The sequence below is a fragment of the Methyloversatilis universalis EHg5 genome (genome assembly GCF_000378945.1).
GTDB classification, from domain to species: domain Bacteria; phylum Pseudomonadota; class Gammaproteobacteria; order Burkholderiales; family Rhodocyclaceae; genus Methyloversatilis; species Methyloversatilis universalis_A.
The window spans coordinates 330,981-348,619 of sequence record NZ_KB900539.1 but is presented as its reverse complement, the minus strand read 5'-3'; the positions used below and the strand labels follow the sequence as shown (position 1 = coordinate 348,619).

20 protein-coding genes and 1 riboswitch are annotated in these 17,639 nt (G+C 67.9%); of the genes, 8 read left to right on the top strand and 12 right to left on the bottom strand.

Annotation, left to right across the window (positions count from 1 at the left end):
- Positions 1 to 2: 2 nt before the first annotated feature.
- The 4 genes from METUNV2_RS0101580 to METUNV2_RS0101565 form a co-directional block, all read right to left on the bottom strand.
- Complete coding sequence (locus METUNV2_RS0101580) at positions 3 to 644, bottom strand: paraquat-inducible protein A (RefSeq protein WP_018227766.1); 642 nt, start codon at positions 642 to 644, stop codon at positions 3 to 5.
- Positions 641 to 1,264 (bottom strand): paraquat-inducible protein A, encoded by a 624-nt coding sequence (locus tag METUNV2_RS0101575; RefSeq protein WP_018227765.1) that lies wholly within the window; start codon positions 1,262 to 1,264, stop codon positions 641 to 643. The genes METUNV2_RS0101580 and METUNV2_RS0101575 overlap by 4 nt, the downstream gene beginning before the upstream one ends.
- Positions 1,265 to 1,329: 65 nt before the next feature.
- Positions 1,330 to 1,791, bottom strand: a complete 462-nt coding sequence (locus METUNV2_RS0101570; protein ID WP_018227764.1) for a tellurite resistance TerB family protein — start codon at positions 1,789 to 1,791, stop codon at positions 1,330 to 1,332.
- Between the two features lie 80 nt (positions 1,792 to 1,871).
- Complete coding sequence (locus METUNV2_RS0101565) at positions 1,872 to 2,537, bottom strand: SDR family NAD(P)-dependent oxidoreductase (protein ID WP_018227763.1); 666 nt, start codon at positions 2,535 to 2,537, stop codon at positions 1,872 to 1,874.
- A gap of 158 nt (positions 2,538 to 2,695) precedes the next feature.
- On the opposite strand from METUNV2_RS0101565, the gene METUNV2_RS0101560 reads away from it, so the two are divergent.
- A complete protein-coding gene (locus tag METUNV2_RS0101560) occupies positions 2,696 to 3,649 on the top strand; it encodes a LysR family transcriptional regulator (protein WP_018227762.1) in 954 nt (317 codons plus the stop codon).
- 17 nt (positions 3,650 to 3,666) lie between these two features.
- Here METUNV2_RS0101560 and METUNV2_RS0101555 read toward each other — a convergent pair whose 3' ends face one another.
- Positions 3,667 to 4,614, bottom strand: a complete 948-nt coding sequence (locus tag METUNV2_RS0101555; protein WP_018227761.1) for a LysR family transcriptional regulator — start codon at positions 4,612 to 4,614, stop codon at positions 3,667 to 3,669.
- A gap of 136 nt (positions 4,615 to 4,750) precedes the next feature.
- Between METUNV2_RS0101555 and METUNV2_RS0101550 the strand changes: the two genes are divergently transcribed.
- From METUNV2_RS0101550 to METUNV2_RS0101520, 7 genes are all read left to right on the top strand, one after another.
- Positions 4,751 to 5,617: a pirin family protein gene (locus METUNV2_RS0101550; protein ID WP_018227760.1), complete on the top strand. Its 867-nt coding sequence runs from the start codon at positions 4,751 to 4,753 to the stop codon at positions 5,615 to 5,617.
- Positions 5,618 to 5,727: 110 nt separating this feature from the next.
- The gene (ycaC, locus tag METUNV2_RS0101545) at positions 5,728 to 6,348 is read left to right on the top strand and encodes an isochorismate family cysteine hydrolase YcaC (protein ID WP_018227759.1); all 621 of its coding nucleotides are present in this window, start codon (positions 5,728 to 5,730) and stop codon (positions 6,346 to 6,348) included.
- Between the two features lie 153 nt (positions 6,349 to 6,501).
- A complete protein-coding gene (sigJ, locus tag METUNV2_RS0101540; RefSeq protein ID WP_018227758.1) occupies positions 6,502 to 7,371 on the top strand; it encodes an RNA polymerase sigma factor SigJ in 870 nt (289 codons plus the stop codon).
- Positions 7,372 to 7,451: 80 nt separating this feature from the next.
- Positions 7,452 to 7,916 (top strand): carboxymuconolactone decarboxylase family protein, encoded by a 465-nt coding sequence (locus tag METUNV2_RS0101535; protein WP_018227757.1) that lies wholly within the window; start codon positions 7,452 to 7,454, stop codon positions 7,914 to 7,916.
- A complete protein-coding gene (locus tag METUNV2_RS0101530; protein WP_018227756.1) occupies positions 7,913 to 8,326 on the top strand; it encodes a cupin domain-containing protein in 414 nt (137 codons plus the stop codon). The genes METUNV2_RS0101535 and METUNV2_RS0101530 overlap by 4 nt, the downstream gene beginning before the upstream one ends.
- Positions 8,327 to 8,405: 79 nt before the next feature.
- Positions 8,406 to 8,774, top strand: coding sequence for an arsenate reductase (glutaredoxin) (gene arsC / locus METUNV2_RS0101525; RefSeq protein WP_018227755.1), 369 nt, complete (start codon positions 8,406 to 8,408; stop codon positions 8,772 to 8,774).
- Positions 8,771 to 9,394: a 3'-5' exonuclease gene (locus METUNV2_RS0101520; protein ID WP_026187784.1), complete on the top strand. Its 624-nt coding sequence runs from the start codon at positions 8,771 to 8,773 to the stop codon at positions 9,392 to 9,394. Before arsC ends, METUNV2_RS0101520 begins: the two co-directional genes overlap by 4 nt.
- 131 nt (positions 9,395 to 9,525) lie before the next feature.
- On the opposite strand, the gene METUNV2_RS0101515 is transcribed toward METUNV2_RS0101520, so the two are convergent.
- The 7 genes from METUNV2_RS0101515 to METUNV2_RS0101485 all read right to left on the bottom strand — a co-directional run bounded on the left by METUNV2_RS0101515 (position 9,526) and on the right by METUNV2_RS0101485 (position 17,624).
- On the bottom strand, positions 9,526 to 10,026 hold the full coding sequence (locus tag METUNV2_RS0101515) for a GNAT family N-acetyltransferase (protein WP_232415581.1): 501 nt from the start codon (positions 10,024 to 10,026) through the stop codon (positions 9,526 to 9,528).
- A 90-nt stretch (positions 10,027 to 10,116) separates the two neighbouring features.
- The gene (gene metH / locus METUNV2_RS0101510) at positions 10,117 to 13,800 is read right to left on the bottom strand and encodes a methionine synthase (RefSeq protein WP_018227752.1); all 3,684 of its coding nucleotides are present in this window, start codon (positions 13,798 to 13,800) and stop codon (positions 10,117 to 10,119) included.
- 86 nt (positions 13,801 to 13,886) lie between these two features.
- Positions 13,887 to 13,965: riboswitch (SAM riboswitch) on the bottom strand.
- 52 nt (positions 13,966 to 14,017) lie between these two features.
- Positions 14,018 to 14,401: a c-type cytochrome gene (locus METUNV2_RS0101505; protein WP_018227751.1), complete on the bottom strand. Its 384-nt coding sequence runs from the start codon at positions 14,399 to 14,401 to the stop codon at positions 14,018 to 14,020.
- Positions 14,402 to 14,572: 171 nt separating this feature from the next.
- Positions 14,573 to 14,947, bottom strand: a complete 375-nt coding sequence (locus tag METUNV2_RS0101500) for a hypothetical protein (protein WP_018227750.1) — start codon at positions 14,945 to 14,947, stop codon at positions 14,573 to 14,575.
- Positions 14,948 to 14,994: 47 nt separating this feature from the next.
- Entirely contained in the window at positions 14,995 to 16,209 is a 1,215-nt protein-coding gene (locus METUNV2_RS0101495) for a THUMP domain-containing class I SAM-dependent RNA methyltransferase (protein WP_018227749.1), read from the bottom strand.
- 36 nt (positions 16,210 to 16,245) lie between these two features.
- Positions 16,246 to 16,674 carry a CopD family protein gene (locus METUNV2_RS0101490; protein ID WP_018227748.1) on the bottom strand — a complete coding sequence of 143 codons (429 nt, stop codon included), beginning with the start codon at positions 16,672 to 16,674 and terminating at the stop codon, positions 16,246 to 16,248.
- 11 nt (positions 16,675 to 16,685) lie between these two features.
- Complete coding sequence (locus METUNV2_RS0101485; RefSeq protein ID WP_269745062.1) at positions 16,686 to 17,624, bottom strand: NAD(P)H-binding protein; 939 nt, start codon at positions 17,622 to 17,624, stop codon at positions 16,686 to 16,688.
- Positions 17,625 to 17,639 lie beyond the last annotated feature (15 nt).

Sequence of the window (17,639 nt, the reverse complement as noted above, 5' to 3'; positions counted from 1 at the left end):
GTTCAGTCATGGCGGGCAAGGTCGTCCGGCCCGGCAAGCGGGTCCCAGATCAGGCGGGGATCGAAACTCATGGCGGCGAACATGGTGAGCACCACCACCGCGCCGAAGGCGATGGCGGCCGGGCCGGCCTCTATGGTGGCGATGCCGCGGAAATTGACCAGCGCCACCAGCAGCGTGATGACGTAGATGTCCAGCATGGACCAGCGGCCGACGAATTCGACCAGCCGGTACAGCCGCGCGCGCTGCATCAGCCGGCGACGCGAACGGCGCTGCACCGATGCGGTGAGCCAGGCCAGCGCAAGAATCTTCAGCAGCGGCACCACGACGCTGGCGAAGAACACCACCGCCGCCAGCGGCCAGGAGCCGCTCTGCCACAGGAACACCACGCCGCTCATGAGGGTGTCGCGCTGGGTGCCCAGCAGCGACGAGGTGGTCATCATCGGCAGCAGGTTGGCCGGCACGAACAGGATGGCCGACGCGACGATGAGCGCCCAGGTGGTCGATATGCTGGCCGGCTTGCGCAGATGCAGCGGCGCGTGGCAGCGCGGGCAGCGCAGATGCGCGCCGCCGGCATGGCGCGCCAGCTGACCGCAGACATGGCAGCTCATCAGCCCGGCCTCGCGTGCGGTCAGCGCCAGCCTCATGCGCCAGCCCCCGCTGGCGGCGCCTGCCACAGAAGCCGGGTGTCGAAGGCGCGGCCGGCCAGCGTCACGGTCAGGATGAGCGCGGCCATCGCCCAGAAGGCCGGGCCGAGCAGCACGGTGGCCATGTGCGACAGCTTCACCAGCGATACCAGCATGCCGAGCAGGAACACCTCGACCATGCCCCAGGGCTGCACCGAGCGCACCAGCCGGAAGAAGGGCGCCATGCGCGGCGATACCCGGCCCAGACGCAGCGGAATGAGCACCACCAGAATCATTGCCAGTTCAAGCAGCGGGAACAGCAGCGCGGTGCCGAACACCAGCGCGGCCACCGGCGTCATGCCTTCGGACCACAGCGCCTGCACCGCGCCGATCAGCGTCACCTCGACCCGCCGCCCCTGCATTTCGAGGCCGACCAGCGGCCAGGCATTGGCGATCACGTAAAGAATGGCGGCGGTCAGCGTGAGCGCCAGCGTGCGATCGAGGCTGTCCGGCGGATTGCGCGCGAGAAAGGCGCCACAGCGCACGCAGCGCGCGGTCTGGCCGGGCGCGAGCGCGGGCTCGGTCTGCAGCAGATCGCATTCGTGACAGGCGAGGGTCTGGGCGGGCAGCGTGAGGGACATGGGAGGCGCCGGAATATCCGGAGGGATTGTGTGCGGACCCGCCGCCGCGCGCAATCCACGGGCTGTCAGCGCGCGCCGACAGCGTCTCGTGCGGCCAGCTTGGCGGTGATGTAGTCGGCGTGCGGAATGTAGAGCAGCTCGGCCACCTTCTTCATCACGTGCGCCTCATGCGCATGCAGATGACCGTCGGCATAGGCGACCTGCCACATCAGTTCGATCACGCGCAGCTTGCGCGCGGCGTCGAAGGCGCGGTTGAGCTGGCCGGTGAAGCGCTGGTAGTCGTAGGCCTCGGCGGCGGTCGTGGTGGCCAGTTCGATCAGCCGCTCGACCTCGTCGTCGGCCAGCGCGAACTTGTCGCGCAGCGCCTGCATCACGGCGGCGCGCTCGGCGTCGCCGATCTCCGGATCGGCGCGCATCACCTCGACCAGCAGCACCGCGGTCGCCAGCTGCAGCTGGTGTTCGGTGGCGGCCGGACCGGCCGCCGGTGCGGAGAAGCTGTCGAACAGGTCTTTCAGGGTACGGAACATCGGAATCCTTGAATGCCGTGCGGAGCGCACGGCATTCAAGAGTAGCGCGCGGCAGCGGATGTTCCCCTGCCGCCCCCGGTTCAGGCGACCACCGTTTCCCAGGTCCATTCGCCACGCGGCTGGGCGTGCAGGGCCCGGAAGGCGTCCGCCACTTCATTCGCCTTGTCGGAGCCGGGCGCGACCAGGGTGCTGACGGTGACCGTCGCCACATGGATGCCCTGCTCGCGCGCCGGCTCGAACAGCGCGCGGGCGGCAGCACGCAGGCCGGCCTTGGCGACACTGATATTGATGAAGGCCGGCGTCGGCTCGACGCCGAAACCGCCGCCGGTCAGCAGAATGCTGCCCTCGCCGCGCGCTGCCATCACCGCCTGCGCGGCCTGCACCGCGGCCAGCGCGCTGGTCAGATTGGTGCGCAGGTCGCTGTCAAGGCTGCCCACGGTTTCCTGCGCCAGCGTGCGCGGCTGCAGCGCGCCGGCCGCGTCGTAATGCAGCACGCCGGCGTTGTAGTGCAGCACGGCCAGATCCTGCGCGTGGCGGCGCACCAGTGCGGCCACGGCCTGCGGATCGGCCGCGTCTATCGTGTCGACCTCGACGGTGGCGCCGGCCGCACGCAAGGCCTCCACCCCCGAAGCAATGCTGCGACCGCTGCGCGCGGCAAACACGATGCGGAAGCCGTCACGGGCGAAGCGCTCGGCCGTGGCAAGGGCGATGCCGGGGCCGGCACCGATGACGAGATAGGTTTTCATGACAGAGATCCTTTGAAATGACGAGAGGGGTACGCAACCCTGCCCGGCCAGTGGCATCCGCGATGCAGCGGCCGGGCAGTTGCGGCCACGATAGGCAGCCGGACTCTGTCCGTGAATCCCTATAAAATCGCATTCACCATGAACCGTTGGTTCTCAATATGAGCCGGGATCGCAGCGCGCACCTGTCGCCCACCCAAGGCGGGAAATCAGCCCCCGGCCTGAGCGCCCTGCTCGCCTTCGACAGCGTCGCGCGTCACCTGAATTTCGCGCGCGCCGCGGCAGAACTCGATGTCACGCCGACCGCGATGTCGAAGATCGTGAAGACGCTGGAAGCGCAGCTCGGCGTGCGACTGTTCAACCGCACCACGCGCAGCGTCGGGCTGACCGAACACGGCGCGCAGCTGCTGGGCTCGCTGGCGCCCGCGCTGGAGCAGATCCGCCGTTCGGTGCAGCAGGTTGGCGAAACCGCCGCCCGCCCGCGAGGCCTGCTGCGCATCAACACCTCGCACGTGGCTTTCGTATCGCTGATCCAGGCGCACCAGGCCGACTTCCTGCGGCAGTTCCCGGACATCGCGCTGGAAGTGGTCATCGACAACCAGATGGTGGACATCGTGGCCGGCGGCTTTGACGCCGGCATACGGCTCGGGCACGCGGTACAGCGCGACATGGTGGCGGTACCACTGGGCGCGGCGCAGCGGACGGTGGTGGTGGCCGCGCCGGACTACCTCGCACGGCACGGCGCTCCCGCGGCGCCGGAGGACGTGCTCGAACACGCCTGCATACGCCAGCGTTTCGGCGCGATGGGGCGCTACTTCGAATGGCGTTTCGAGCAGGACGGCCAGCGCGTCGCGATCGAGCCGCCGACCCGTCTGGTGCATACCGAAATGCGCTGCGTGCTCGACGCCGCACGCCAGGGGCTCGGCCTGGCCTTCGTCTACCGGCAGTTCGCCGACGAATACCTGCGCAGCGGGCAGCTCGTGCCGCTGCTGCAAACCTGCTGTGCGCCGGCGGAAGCCTTCTATCTGTACTACCCGCACCGGGTACAGATGCCGGGCAAGCTGCGCGCCTTCATCGACTTCATGCAGGACCGGAACCGGCCGGCCTCTGCCTGACAGGGCGCGGACCGGCATCACACGCTGACGCGGCTGGCGGACGGACGGCCCGCCACCGGCAGGTCGGACGGCAGCTGCGCGAACTCGCGCGCCAGGTGATCGACCAGCCCGCGCACCGCCGGCAGCAGGCCGCGCCGCGACGGGAACACGACGTGGGCGATGCCGCAGCGCGGCGCCCAGTGCGGCAGCACGTCGATCAGCCGCCCGCTGGCAAGGTCGTCGCGCACCATCATGGTCGGCAGCTGGGCCACGCCGATACCGTGCAGCGCGGCACTGCGCAGCGTGGCCAGATCGTCGGTCACCAGTCGCGGCGCGTGCCGGACTTCGGCGCTGGCGCCGTCCGGGCCTTCCAGCGCCCACAGGTGTTCGCGCTGCGCCGGCCCCCAGGCCACGCTGGCCACCGACGCCAGATCGGCCGGCACGCGCACCTCGCCCAGCGGCGCGACGACATCCGGGTGGGCGACCAGACGCTGCAGGCTGTCGCCCAGCACCTTCATCACCAGATCAGTGTCCTCCAGCGGCGGAAAGCGCACGCGGATAGCGAGGTCGAAGCCTTCGCGGATCACGTCCACGCGCCGGTTGGTGCTTTCCACATGGATCTGCACCCGCGGGCAGGCCGCCATGTAGCGGCTCAGCATGTCGGCCACCTGGTATTCGAGCAGCGCGGTCGGGCAGGCCAGCCGCACGATGCCCTGCGGCTCGGCACGGGTGCGCTCCACCGCCTCCTGCGCCGCCTCGGCTTCGACCAGCATGGCCACGCAGTGGCCGTAATAGGCCTGGCCGACTTCGGTTACCGCGAAGCGGCGGGTCGAGCGCTGGATCAGCCGCACGCCCAGCTTCTCCTCCAGCAGCGCGATGCGCCGGCTGAGCTTGGACTTGTGCATGTCCAGCGCGCGGGCGGCGGGCGCGAAGCCGCCGTGCTCGACCACGCGGGCAAAGAAGTACAGATCGTTCAAATCCTGCATGGCCTCTCCCATCGTTCCACCAATAGAACGCTGAATAGCGATTTTGCGGTCTAGCGGGCCGATTGTCGCGTATCTAGTATTCACCTCAACGCAGCACGGTTCAGACGGAACGGTGCGAACGAACAGGAGAAACGCCATGAAGAAGATTGCAGGTCTGTACAGCGCCCCCCGCCAGCACTGGGTCGGCGACGGTTTTCCGGTGCGTTCGCTGTTTTCCTACGATTCGATGGGCCGTCACGTGAGCCCCTTCCTGCTGCTGGACTACGCCGGCCCGGCGACCTTCGAGCCGTCGGACACGCCGCGCGGTGTCGGCCGCCACCCGCACCGTGGCTTCGAAACGGTCACCATCGTCTATGAGGGCGAAGTCGCCCACCAGGACTCGACCGGCGCCGGCGGCGTGATCGGCCCGGGCGACGTGCAGTGGATGACCGCCGGCGCCGGCATCATCCACGAGGAATTCCACTCGCCGGACTTCACCCGCCGCGGCGGTCCGCTGGAAATGGTGCAGCTGTGGGTGAACCTGCCGGCGCGCGACAAGCGGGCAGCCCCCAGCTACCAGCACCTGGCGCAGACCGACATTCCGGTGGTCGAGCTGGCAGGCGGCGCCGGACATCTGCGCGTCATCGCCGGCGAATACGCTGGGCACAGGGGGCCGGCCCGCACCTTCACGCCCATCAATGTGTGGGACCTGAAGCTGAAGGCCGGCGCCGACCTTGAACTGACGGTGCCGGAAGGCCACACGCTGGCGCTGGTGGTGCTGCACGGCCTGATCCGCGCCAATGGCAGCCAGCCGGTGCGCGAGGCGCAGATGGCGCTCTACCACCGCGAGGGCAGCGGCTTCTCGATCACCGCGGACAGCGACGCCACCGTGCTGCTGCTGGCCGGCGAGCCGATAGACGAACCGATCGCCGGCTACGGCCCCTTCGTGATGAACACGAAGGATGAAATTCGCGAGGCGATCGACGATTTCAACAGCGGTCGTTTCGAAGCCGCGACAACCTGATCCGTTTCACCCCCTGCGCGCACCGGGGCGCGCAGGGACCACTCCGCCGGGAGCCACAAAGGCCAAAGCCACCCACCCGGCACCCAACCTCAACTGCAAGGAGAATTGCCATGACCACGACCTACAAGAAGCTGAACAAGGACGACGCCGTGATGCTGCTGGTGGACCACCAGGCGGGCCTGCTGTCGCTGGTGCGCGACATCGATCCGGACAAGTTCCGCAACAACGTGCTGGCCACCGCCGATCTGGCCAAGTACTTCAAGCTGCCCACCATCCTGACCACCAGCTTCGAACAGGGCCCGAACGGCCCGCTGATGCCGGAACTGAAAGAGCTGTTCCCGGACGCCCCCTACGTCGCCCGCCCGGGCCAGATCAATGCCTGGGACAACGAGGACTTCGTCAAGGCGATCAAGGCCACCGGCCGCAAGCAGCTCATCATCGCCGGCGTGGTGACCGAAGTGTGCGTCGCCTTCCCGGCCCTGTCGGCGATCGAGGAAGGCTTCGACGTGTTCGTCGTGACCGACGCCTCCGGCACCTTCAACGACATCGCCCGCCACTCCGCATGGGACCGCATGTCGCAGGCCGGCGCCCAGCTGATCAACTGGTTCGGCGTGGCGTGCGAACTGCACCGCGACTGGCGCAACGACGTCGAAGGCCTGGCGACGCTGCTGTCCAACCACATCCCGGACTACCGCAACCTGATCACCAGCTACAACGCGCTGAAGGGCTGAAGCCGGACGCGCGACGGGCCTGAAGGGATGTGAGGGCGACGGGTGTTCGCGGACGCGGACACCCGTCGTCGCCGTGCGCCTGGCGCCGGCATGTCACAACGGCCCGGGTGTCTGCGTCTACAGTGTCGCCCTGCATACGCGCCCCGCACTGACATGTCCGACCTCGCCCGCAGCTTCGATCCGCACCGCACCCGCCTTGCCGGCATCGCCTACCGCATGCTGGGTTCGCGCGCCGACGCGGAAGACGTGGTGCAGGATGCCTGGCTGCGCTGGCACGAATCGGCGCCGGAAGACCTGCGCTCGGCCGAGGCCTGGCTGGTGACCACGGTGACCCGGCTCAGCCTGGACCGCCTGCGCGCCCGCAAGGCGGAAACGCAGCACTACATCGGCCCCTGGCTGCCGGAACCGCTGGACGCAGCCGACCCGATCGCGCCGGAGGCGCGGCTGGAACTGGCCGACAACCTGTCGATCGCCTTCATCGCGGTACTCGAACGCCTCACGCCGGACGAGCGCGCCGCCTTCCTGCTGCGCGAGGTGTTCGACTACGACTACCCCGAGGTCGCACGCGCGCTCGAACGCAGCGAAGCCGCCTGCCGCCAGCTGGTGCATCGCGCGAAAGCCCGGGTCGCCGACCGGCGGCCGCGCTTTCCGGTGGACCGCGACGCTCACCTGCGGGTACTGCGCGCCTTCATGGCCGCAGCGGAGTCGGGCAAGCGCGACGACATCGAAAGCCTGCTGGCCGAAGACGCCCTGTCGATCTCGGACGGCGGCGGCAAGACCTGGGCCACGCTCAGGCCACTGCACGGCGCCCCCCGCATCGCCTGGCTGTACTACGCGGTGGCGCGCAATCCGGACATCTGCCTCGAATGGCGCGAAGGCACGGTCAATGGCGAACCGGCCATCCTGCGCTTCCGCAAGGGCGTGCTGCATTCGACGCTGTCGGTGGTGACCGACGGCGAGCGGGTGATCGCGCTGTACGGCGTACTGAACCCGGACAAGCTCACCGGCTTCAGCGTCAACTGAGCCGGTCACACGCGCCGCCGCTGATCCGTCTTGTCGATGCGCGCACCGATATCCGGAGCGCCCAGACAACGGAGGGAATCATGCACGGCCTGCGCCTGCCCTATGTCCGCCTCGCCGCGGATGCCTACAAGACGCTGCATGCGCTGTCCGACCTGCTCGGTCGCGGCACGCTGGACAGGACACTGATCGAACGCATCCATCTGCGGGTGTCGCAGATGAATGGCTGCGCCTTCTGCATCGACATGCACGCTGCCGCGCTGCGCGGCCTCGGCGAAGACGCGCAACGCATGGACACGCTCGCCGGGTGGCGCGAATGCAGTTTCATCGACGACGCCGAACGCGCCGCGCTGGACTGGGCGGAAGCGCTCACCCGCATCGGCAGCGGTGCGGCGAACGATGGGCCGGACGACGCACTGTTCGATGCACTGAAGCGGCACTTCGAGGACGTGCAGATCGCCGAACTGACCTTCGTCGTCGCCACCATCAACGCCTGGAACCGCATCGCCATTTCGATGCGCCAGCCGGTCGAACGGAGAGCAGCATGAGGGCCGGCGCAGGGCGACTGAGCGCACTCGCCGCACTGCTGCTCGCGCTGGTCATGCCGGCATGCGCCGCCGATCACGCACATGCGGGCGGCGGTGTGGCACTGCGGCTGAGTCAGACGCTGCAGCCGGGTCTGGACGAAGGCATCCTGCTGGTGGTGACGCTGGCACCGGGCGAAATCAGCGCGCCTCACCGTCATGACGCGCATGTATTCGTCTACATGCTCGAAGGCGAAGTGCTGATGCAGGTGCAGGGCGGCCCCGAACGGCGGCTGAAACCGGGCGACGTGTTCGAGGAGAAGCCGGGCGACATCCACACCCAGGCGCGCAATCTGAGCGCCACGGCGCCTGCGCGCTTCGCGGTATTCATGGTGAAGAAGGCCGGCCAGCCCGCCGTGCTGCCGGTGAAGTGAGCGGCGGAACGCGCCCGCGCCTGACCGGGCCGGGCGCGCTCTGCTATCGTCCGGCCATCCACTCTGACCGGACGCCCTCATGGATTTCGACGTCACCGTCCATCACAACCCGAAATGCAGCAACTCGCGCGGCGTGCTCGACATCCTGCGCGAGCGCGGCATCACGCCGCGTGTCATCGAATACCTGCAGACGCCGCTCGACGCCGGCCAGATCGCGGTGCTGGTCGCCGCCTGCCAGGTGCCGGTACGCGAACTGATGCGCAGCAAGGAAGCCATCTACGCCGAACTGGGGCTGGACAGCGAGACGCTCGACGACGACGCGCTGATCGCCGCCATTGCCGCTCACCCGGTGCTGCTGAACCGCCCCATCGTCGTCACCCCGCTGGGCGCGAAGCTGTGCCGGCCACCGGACACCGTCGTGTCGCTGCTGCCGGCGGCCGCGGCATGAGGAAGATGGGGCCGACCAAGGCCGAAACCGACGCCCTGCCGCCCTTCGCCGGGCTGACGCTGGAACGGATCGAAGTACCGGCCACACCGGAGGCGCTGGCAGCCGCCATCGACGCGCTGCGCAGCGCCGGCGAAGCCGGCTTCGACACGGAATCAAAACCGACCTTCAAGCCGGGCGAAGTGAGCAGCGGACCGCATCTGGTGCAGTTCGCGCTGCACGATCGCGCCTGGCTGCTGCAGGCCGGCAACCCCGCCCATCGCGCGGCCATCGTCGCACTGCTGGAAGACCCGGCGCTGCTGAAAGTGGGTTTCGGCCTGTCCGCCGACCGCGCGCAGATCCGCGCCAACCTCGGCGCCACGCTGCGTGCGGTGCTGGACCTCGACGCGGTGTTCCGCCGCCGCGGCTACAACAGTTCGATGGGCGCACGCGCCGCGGTCGGGCTGACGCTGGGCTGCAATTTCCGCAAGTCCAAATCGGTCACCACTACGAACTGGGCGATGCCGCGGCTGACCGACGCACAGAAGCTCTATGCGGCCAACGACGCCTTCGCCGCCTACTGCGTGTATCGCACGCTGTCGCTGAGCGCGCAGGAAAGACAGGCGCTGCTGCCGGACAGCTGAACCGCTGCCTGCAGGCGGAGCGCCGATTTCGCCCGGTGGGCGCGGCGCCTCCGCCGCGATTGCGACCACCGTCAGGGAAAGTGCTGTGCGCAGCCGTATCGCGGACGGGCGCTGCTCTAAAAGCTTGCTGATCAGCCGAGCGCGCGGGTCATGTAGCAGGCACCTTCGCCATAGCTGTCCAGCGCATGCGTAACCTCCGCCGGCCGGTAGCCGCGCAGCCCCCAGTACGCGGCGGCCTGGCCGACCGCCACCAGCGCAGAGCATTGCAGGCCGCGGCACACCGCCGCGTCGTGTGCGGCTTCGTACAGTGCCGCGGCGACACCGCCGCCGCGCGCAAGCGCATCGACCGCGCAGTCGTGCAGATACCAGTGGGTGGCCGGACGGGGCAGCGCATCGAGCACGGTGTCGAGTGCCGGCGGCTTGCCGGCGTGCCAGGGATGGGACAGCAGATAGCCGAACAGCCCGCCCTGCGGATCGACGGCCACCCAGCACAGGTCGGGCGCCAGCGCCATCCGGTTCAGATAGACCGCAGCGGATTCCGGTTCGAAGGCGGCCGTTGCATAGGCCGCGGCCTGCAGGCGCAGGATTTCAGGGACATCGGCCGCCTGCATCGGCCTCAACACATGTTTCATCGTTTCGTCGAAGCGGCCGCACCGGCGCTTCGTATTACAAGGGCCGCGCGGCAGGGCAAGCACGCCACGCGGCCTGACACAGACCGTCGGTCAGATCACCGGCGCAAGCCAGCGCTTCATGACCGGCTCGGGCATGCCCTTGCGGGCCGCCAGATCGGCCACCTGATCGGCACCCACCTTGGTGATCGCGAAATACTGCGCGTCCGGGTGGGCGAGGTAGAAGCCGCTCACCGCCGCGGTCGGCAGCATGGCGTAGCTTTCGGTCAGCGACACGCCGATCGCCGCCTCGGCATCGAGCAGACGGAACAGATCGCCCTTCTCGGTGTGGTCCGGGCAGGCCGGATAGCCCGGCGCCGGCCGGATGCCGCGGTACTTCTCGGCGATCAGCGCCGCGTTGTCGAGCTGTTCGTCGCGCGCATAGCCCCAGTCCTCGCGCCGCACCTTGGCGTGCAGATACTCGGCAAAGGCTTCGGCCAGACGGTCGGCCAGCGCCTTCAGCATGATGCTGCTGTAGTCGTCGTGCGTCTTCTCGAACTCGGCCAGCTTGGTTTCGATGCCGATGCCGGCGGTCACCACGAAGGCGCCTGCCCAGTCGGCCACGCCACTGGCGCGCGGCGCAACGAAATCGGACAGGCAGTAATGCGGTTTGCCGGCCGGACGTTCGTGCTGCTGGCGCAGGTTGTGCCAGGTCATCGTGGTATTCAGACGCGTCTCGTCGGCATAGAACTCGATGTCGTCGCCACGGCTGTTGGCCGGCCACACACCATAGACCGCGCGCGCGGTGAGCCACTTGCCGGCGATGATCTGCTGCAGCATGGCCTGCGCGTCGGCCAGCAGCTTGCGCGCTTCCTCGCCGACGACGGCATCGTCGAGGATGGCCGGATACGGACCCGACAGCTCCCAGGTCTGGAAGAAAGGGCCCCAGTCGATGTAGTCCACCAGCGCGGCCAGATCCTGATCGGCGATCACCTGGCGGCCGACCGTGTTCGGCTTCTCGGGAATGACCTCGCTGCCCCAGCCGCAGCAGTAGGCGTTGTCGCGCGCATCGTTCAGCGACACCAGCTTCTGGCCCTTCTTGGCCGCGTGCTGTTCACGGATCTTCACGTAGTCGGCCGCCACTTCTGCGGCATAGGCCACGCGCTGTTCCTTCGACAGCAGGCTGGTCGCCACACCGACCGCGCGCGAGGCGTCGGGTACATACACCACCGGGTGGTCGTAATGGGGCGCGATCTTGATCGCGGTGTGCGCACGCGAGGTGGTGGCGCCGCCGATCAGCAGCGGAATGTCGAAGCCCTCGCGCTTCATTTCCGACGCGACGTGGCTCATTTCCTCCAGCGACGGCGTGATCAGGCCGGACAGGCCAATGATGTCCGCCTTCTGTTCGCGCGCGGTGTGCAGAATGCGGTCGCACGACACCATGACGCCGAGGTCGATCACCTCGTAGCCATTGCAGCCGAGCACCACGCCGACGATGTTCTTGCCAATGTCGTGCACATCGCCCTTCACCGTGGCCATGACGACCCGGCCCTTGGTTTCGCCGGCCTTCTTCGACGCCTCGATATAGGGCTGCAGATGCGCCACCGCCTGCTTCATCACGCGGGCGGACTTCACCACCTGCGGCAGGAACATCTTGCCGGCACCGAACAGGTCGCCCACGTGGTTCATGCCGGCCATCAGCGGGCCTTCGATCACCGCCAGCGGCGGCATGCCTTCGGCTTCCAGCCGTGCGCGCACCTCTTCGGTGTCCTCGACCACGAATTCGGTGATGCCCTTGACCAGTGCGTGCTCCAGCCGTTTCTCGACCGGCCATTCGCGCCAGGCCAGATCCTGCGTCGATTCCTTCGCCTGACCCTTCACCGTGATGGCGAATTCGACCAGCGCGTCGCCGGCCCCCGGGTGGCGATTGAGCACCACGTCCTCGACCTTGTCGCGCAGCGGCTGCGGAATGTCTTCGTATACGCCCAGCTGGCCGGCGTTCACGATGCCCATCGACAGACCATTGCTGATCGCGTGGTACAGGAACACCGTGTGGATCGCCTCGCGCACCGGGTCGTTGCCACGGAAGGAGAAGCTCACGTTGGACACGCCGCCTGACGTCTTGGCGTACGGCAGGTTCTTGTGTATCCAGCCCACCGCTTCGATGTAATCGACCGCGTAGTTGTCGTGCTCGGCGATGCCGGTGGCGATGGCGAAAATGTTCGGATCGAAGATGATGTCTTCCGGCGGGAAGCCCACCTGTTCGGTCAGCAGCGTGTAGGCGCGCTGGCAGATTTCGGTCTTGCGCTGGTAGGTGTCGGCCTGGCCCTTTTCGTCGAAGGCCATCACGATGACCGCGGCGCCGTAGCGGCGCGCGAGCCTGGCCTGGCGCAGGAATTCGGCCTCGCCTTCCTTCATCGAGATCGAATTGATGACGCCCTTGCCCTGGATGCACTTCAGGCCGGCTTCGATCACGCTCCACTTCGACGAGTCGAGCATGATGGGCACACGCGAAATGTCCGGCTCGGAGGCGATGAGCTTGAGGAAGCGCTCCATCGCGGCGACCGAATCCAGCATCGCCTCGTCCATATTGATGTCGATCACCTGGGCGCCGTTCTCGACCTGCTGGCGGGCCACAGCCAGCGCGTCGTCGAAGCGCGATTCCAGGATCATTTTCGCGAAGGCGCGCGAGCCGGTCACATTGGTGCGCTCGCCGACGTTCACGAACAGCGAATCGGCACCGACATTGAACGCTTCCAGCCCGGACAGGCGCAGCTTGCGCTCGATCTCCGGCACGACGCGCGGCGCCATGCCGTCCATCGCCTGCGCGAACGCGGCGATGTGGTCAGGCGTGGTGCCGCAGCAGCCGCCGACGATGTTCAGAAAGCCGGACTGCGCCCACTCGCGCAGGTGATTCACCATGTCGGCCGGCGTTTCGTCGTATTCGCCGAAGGCGTTCGGCAGGCCGGCGTTCGGGTGGGCGGACACGTGGGTGTCGGCCAGGTGCGCCAGTTCCTCGACGTGCTGGCGCATGTCCTTCGGGCCGAGCGCGCAGTTGAAGCCGAAGGAGATCGGGTTGGAATGGCGCAGCGAATTCCAGAACGCCTCCGCGGTCTGGCCGGACAGCGTGCGGCCGGAGGCATCGGTGATGGTGCCGGAAATCATGATGGGCCAGCGGCGGCCAGCCTCGTCGAAGAACTGCTCCAGCGCGAACAGCGCGGCCTTGGCATTCAGCGTGTCGAAAATGGTTTCGACCAGCAGCAGGTCGGCGCCGCCCTCGGTCAGGCCGCGCGCCGCGGCGACGTAGTCCTCGACCAGCTGGTCGAAGGTGACATTGCGGAAGCCCGGATCGTTCACGTCCGGCGACAGCGAACAGGTGCGCGAGGTCGGGCCGAGCACGCCGGCGACGAAGCGCGGCTTGTCCGGATTCTTCGCGGTGTATTCGTCGCACGCCTCGCGCGCGATGCGCGCACCTTCGACGTTCAGCTCATGGACGATGGCTTCCAGGCCGTATTCGGCCTGCGAAATCGTAGTGGCGTTGAAGGTGTTGGTTTCGATGATGTCCGCGCCGGCCTCGAGGTAGGCCGCATGGATGCCGCGGATCACGTCCGGCCGCGTCAGCAGCAGCAGGTCGTTGTTGCCCTTGAGGTCCTTCGGGTGATCGGCGAAACGCGTGCCACGGTAGTCGGCCTCGACCAGACGGTGCTTCTGCACCATGGTGCCCATCGCGCCATCCAGGATCAGGATGCGGCGGGCCATCAGGGCCTTGAGCTGTTCGGTGCAGTCTGGACGAATCATCGGGTCTCTCCGTGGAGCGGCGACCCGTGATCATCGAAAGGCGGGAGACAGAAACGAAAAACCCGCCGGACGCGGAAAGCGTGCTGACGGGTCGTGGGCAGCTCGCTTTAGCGGCATTTATAACGCGCCCGCAAGCTGGAGGCTCAAATCGGCGCGGACCCGCACCTTAAGGGGGTGCGGGGTTCAAGTCAAGCCGGGCGCCCGGCCCGGCACGGCTTCACTTCGTGTTCAGCGACAGGATCCAGCCCACCAGCTTGCCGGCGTCGGCTTCGTTGATCGCGACCGCGTTGGGCGGCATGGCCAGACCGGCGGCCTTGCCCTTCCAGTGGCTGTCGTAGGGGTTGGAGCCCTTCATCACGGTCTGGGTGAGCGTCTTCTGCGCGTCCTTGTTGCCGGCGTAGCGCGCGGCGACGTCGCGCCAGGCCGGGCCGACCGGCTTTTCGCCTGCCTTGGTCGAGGGCTCGACGCTGTGGCACACGGTACAGCCGCTGCTGCCGGCCAGCTTGACCATGGCGGCGTCGGTGGCGGCGTCGGCGGCGAAGGCGCTGCCGGCGGTGAGCGAAAGAGCACCTGCTGCAAGCGCACAAAGAATGGTTTTCATGATGAAACTCCCCTGATGAATGAATGGCATGGCGTCCGGACGGTGCTCGTGAAACCGTTGAGACGTCTCATGCCGTCACGCTAAGGCCCTGCCAGCCGTAGGGGATTGATGTGCATCAAGCGCATGCTGCAACGCGCAATCTATCGCTTCGCGCACGAAGCGCCGCGGCGCTCAGAAGCAGTTCGCTTCCGCCAGCTGCAGCCGGCAGCTCCACTGGAACTGCTCGCGCAACTGTTTGACCGAGCGCTGGAACATGGCGGTCGGTTCGGCCAGGATGGCGTCCGGCAGCGGCACCGTGGGCGGGGCACCGGTGCTGTTGGTAAAGAAGCGCAGGAAGCAGGTTTCTTCCTTGCCGCAGCGCTGTTCGATCACTCGCGTGTAGTAGTCGCGGTCGCGCGCGGAGGCCTCTGGCACCACGATGAACTGCATCAGGCCGAGGCTGCCGGCCAGCGTCCAGTCATTGGCGGCCGGCGCGGCGGCGCCGGCGGGCAGCGCGCACGCGATCAGCGCGGCGCACATCCATGTCTTGCAGGGCGTGAAGCGCATCCGGCAGTCCTTTCAAGGGCGACGCCCGATCAGACTGCCGGCAGGCCTCAGGGTTCGCCGGCGGCGGTGGGCTTCGGTCCGCGCAGGCTGCCTTCGACCATGCGGTACTCGAACAGCCGGCATTCCAGCGCACCGTTGAACAGCGGCGTGCGCCGGCTGGCCTTCAGCTTGATCAGCTTCGGGAAGTCCGGATCGGCGGTGATGAAATGGCAGCGCCAGCCGGCGTAGCGCTGCTTCAGCAGATCGCCGAGCTTCGGGTAGAAGGCGTCCAGCGCCGGTTTGTCTTCCAGTCGCACGCCGTAGGGCGGGTTGGTCACCATCACGCCGTGGTCGGTAGGCGGTTCGCGGTCGAGCAGATCCGCCCCCTCGACCCGCACCACCCAGGGCAGCTTTGCTGCCTGCAGGTTTTCCTTGGTGCGCGCCAGTTCGCGGCCGGAAATGTCGGAGCCGAAGATGGGCAGTTCGCGCGGCGGCTGGGCGCGCGCGGCAGCAGCATCGCGGACGGTCGCCCACGCACCGGCGCTGAAGGGCGTGAGATGTTCGAAGGCGAAACTGCGACCGAGGCCGGGCGCGATGTCGAGCGCCATCTGCGCCGCTTCGATCAGGAAGGTACCACTGCCGCACATCGGGTCGAAGAAGGGCTCCACCTTGTCCCAGCCGGACAGCATGATGATGCCGGCGGCGAGGTTTTCCTTGATCGGCGCCTCGACTGCGGCCACCTTGAAGCCGCGCTTGTACAGCGGCTCGCCCGAGGTATCGAGGTAGAGCGTGGCTTCGCGGTCGGTCAGGAACACGTGGGCGCGCACGTCCGGATTGGCGGTGTCGATGCTGGGCCGCTGACGGGTCTGTTCGCGCATGCGGTCGCAGATCGCGTCCTTCACCCGCAGCGTCACGAAATCGACGCTCTTCAGCGGCGAGCGCACCGCAGTCGTATAGACGCGCAGCGTGCGCTTGGGGCTGAACCAGCGTTCCCACTGCAGCCCGTAGGCCAGCTTGTAGATGTCGTCTTCCTTGCGGTACGGCCCCTGACCGACGCGCCACAGCACGCGGGTGGCGATGCGGCTTTCCAGATTGACGGTATAGACCAGCTTCCACTCACCGGTGAAGCCGACGCCACCCGGCACCACCTTCACATCGGCCGCGCCGAGGCGGGTCAGTTCCTCGGCCAGCACCGGTTCAAGACCGCGCGGACAGGGCGAGAAGAAATGCTGGCCCGGCTTCAGTTCCGGCTCTTCGCGGACCACGCGGCGAACGGCGCGCACGCCGGGTCTGGGGGAGTTCGAAGTTGTATTCATGGCTCAGAAGGGCTTCAGCACGACGAGGATGACCACCGCGAACAGCACCAGCACCGGCGCTTCGTTGAACCAGCGGTACCAGACATGGCTGCGCGTGTTGCGCCCGGCCTCGAAGTCGCGCAGCAGCCGTGCGCAGTAATGGTGATAGCCGATCAGCAGCAGCACCAGCGTGAGCTTGGCGTGCATCCAGCCACCGGAGATGCCCTCGCCCAGCCACAGCCACAGGCCGAAACCGACCGCGAGGCCGGACAGCGGGCCCATGAAGCGCAGCAGCTTGCGCGACATCAGCAGCAGGCGGTCGCGCACGGCGACTTCCTCCGGGCCGAGCATGGCGAGGTTTACGAAGAGGCGCGGCAGGTAGAACAGGCCGGCGAACCAGCTGGTGACAAAAACGATGTGCAGGGCCTTGGCCCACAGATAGCTGCTTTGCATGGTCGACAGGGTCAGGAGGTCGTGGAAGAGGAATTCAGTGCGTCGGCGAGCACCGCGTCGACATCGGGCCGCGCCAGCCGCAGGCGCAGTTCGCGCTTCATGCGGCGGTTGTCCAGCACCCGCGATTCGCTCATGAAGGAGAGCGTCATCGGGCTCAGCCGCTCGCCGGCTTCGGCGCGCGACACCCGCGGCGGGCGCGGCAGCGCGCAGGCATCGGCCACACGGTCGAAATAGTCGGCCATCTTCAGCCGGGTGTCGTCACTGGCATTGAAAGTACGCCCGCCCCGCGCGCGATGCAGCGCCGCCCAGGCCAGCCGGGCGAGATCGGCTGCGTCGATGTGATTGGTGTGCACGTCGTCCTCGGCGCGCAGCACCGGATCACCGCGGCGCAGGCGGTCGAGCGGCAGGCGGTCCGGCCCGTAGATGCCGGGCGCGCGCAGGATGGATACCGCGACGCCGCGGCGTGCCAGCGTACGCACCGCGCGCTCGGCATCGACCCGCCGCTTGCCGCGGGCGCTGGCGGGGCGCAAGGGCCGGGTTTCCGGCACCACGGCGCCGGCGCAGTCGCCATAGACACCGCTGGTGCTGATGTAGCACAGGCGCCGCACGCGGCCGGCGGCCGTCAGCGCGTCGACCAGCGCGCGACTGCGCGCATCGGTCGCACCGCCGGTATTGGGCGGCGGCGCGAAATGCCAGACCCAGCGGGCAAGCGACGCAATGCGTCGCAGGCTGCGCCGGTCGTCGAGGTCGGCCCGCACGCAGCGCACGCCCAGCGGCCGCAGCGCAGCCGCTGAATCACCGCTGCGGGCAAGCGCCAGCACGCGCACGCGACGCGTCAAACCGGGCAGGGCGCGACGCGCGACGTCGCCACAGCCTACAATCAGCAGTCTTGACCGCGCGCCGCACCATGCAGCAGGGGCGGACCGTCGCGACCGTTTCGTTCTGTTCATTACCGGATTGTCTCA

Excerpts from the sequence above, each read along its gene's own strand:
- METUNV2_RS0101580 (WP_018227766.1), bottom strand. The coding sequence starts at position 644 with ATGAGGCTGGCGCTGACCGCACGCGAGGCCGGGCTGATGAGCTGCCAT.
- METUNV2_RS0101575 (WP_018227765.1), bottom strand. The coding sequence starts at position 1,264 with ATGTCCCTCACGCTGCCCGCCCAGACCCTCGCCTGTCACGAATGCGAT.
- METUNV2_RS0101570 (WP_018227764.1), bottom strand. The coding sequence starts at position 1,791 with ATGTTCCGTACCCTGAAAGACCTGTTCGACAGCTTCTCCGCACCGGCG.
- METUNV2_RS0101565 (WP_018227763.1), bottom strand. The coding sequence starts at position 2,537 with ATGAAAACCTATCTCGTCATCGGTGCCGGCCCCGGCATCGCCCTTGCC.
- METUNV2_RS0101560 (WP_018227762.1), top strand. The coding sequence starts at position 2,696 with ATGAGCCGGGATCGCAGCGCGCACCTGTCGCCCACCCAAGGCGGGAAA.
- METUNV2_RS0101555 (WP_018227761.1), bottom strand. The coding sequence starts at position 4,614 with ATGCAGGATTTGAACGATCTGTACTTCTTTGCCCGCGTGGTCGAGCAC.
- METUNV2_RS0101550 (WP_018227760.1), top strand. The coding sequence starts at position 4,751 with ATGAAGAAGATTGCAGGTCTGTACAGCGCCCCCCGCCAGCACTGGGTC.
- ycaC (WP_018227759.1), top strand. The coding sequence starts at position 5,728 with ATGACCACGACCTACAAGAAGCTGAACAAGGACGACGCCGTGATGCTG.
- sigJ (WP_018227758.1), top strand. The coding sequence starts at position 6,502 with ATGTCCGACCTCGCCCGCAGCTTCGATCCGCACCGCACCCGCCTTGCC.
- METUNV2_RS0101535 (WP_018227757.1), top strand. The coding sequence starts at position 7,452 with ATGCACGGCCTGCGCCTGCCCTATGTCCGCCTCGCCGCGGATGCCTAC.
- METUNV2_RS0101530 (WP_018227756.1), top strand. The coding sequence starts at position 7,913 with ATGAGGGCCGGCGCAGGGCGACTGAGCGCACTCGCCGCACTGCTGCTC.
- arsC (WP_018227755.1), top strand. The coding sequence starts at position 8,406 with ATGGATTTCGACGTCACCGTCCATCACAACCCGAAATGCAGCAACTCG.
- METUNV2_RS0101520 (WP_026187784.1), top strand. The coding sequence starts at position 8,771 with ATGAGGAAGATGGGGCCGACCAAGGCCGAAACCGACGCCCTGCCGCCC.
- METUNV2_RS0101515 (WP_232415581.1), bottom strand. The coding sequence starts at position 10,026 with ATGAAACATGTGTTGAGGCCGATGCAGGCGGCCGATGTCCCTGAAATC.
- metH (WP_018227752.1), bottom strand. The coding sequence starts at position 13,800 with ATGATTCGTCCAGACTGCACCGAACAGCTCAAGGCCCTGATGGCCCGC.
- METUNV2_RS0101505 (WP_018227751.1), bottom strand. The coding sequence starts at position 14,401 with ATGAAAACCATTCTTTGTGCGCTTGCAGCAGGTGCTCTTTCGCTCACC.
- METUNV2_RS0101500 (WP_018227750.1), bottom strand. The coding sequence starts at position 14,947 with ATGCGCTTCACGCCCTGCAAGACATGGATGTGCGCCGCGCTGATCGCG.
- METUNV2_RS0101490 (WP_018227748.1), bottom strand. The coding sequence starts at position 16,674 with ATGCAAAGCAGCTATCTGTGGGCCAAGGCCCTGCACATCGTTTTTGTC.
- METUNV2_RS0101485 (WP_269745062.1), bottom strand. The coding sequence starts at position 17,624 with ATGAACAGAACGAAACGGTCGCGACGGTCCGCCCCTGCTGCATGGTGC.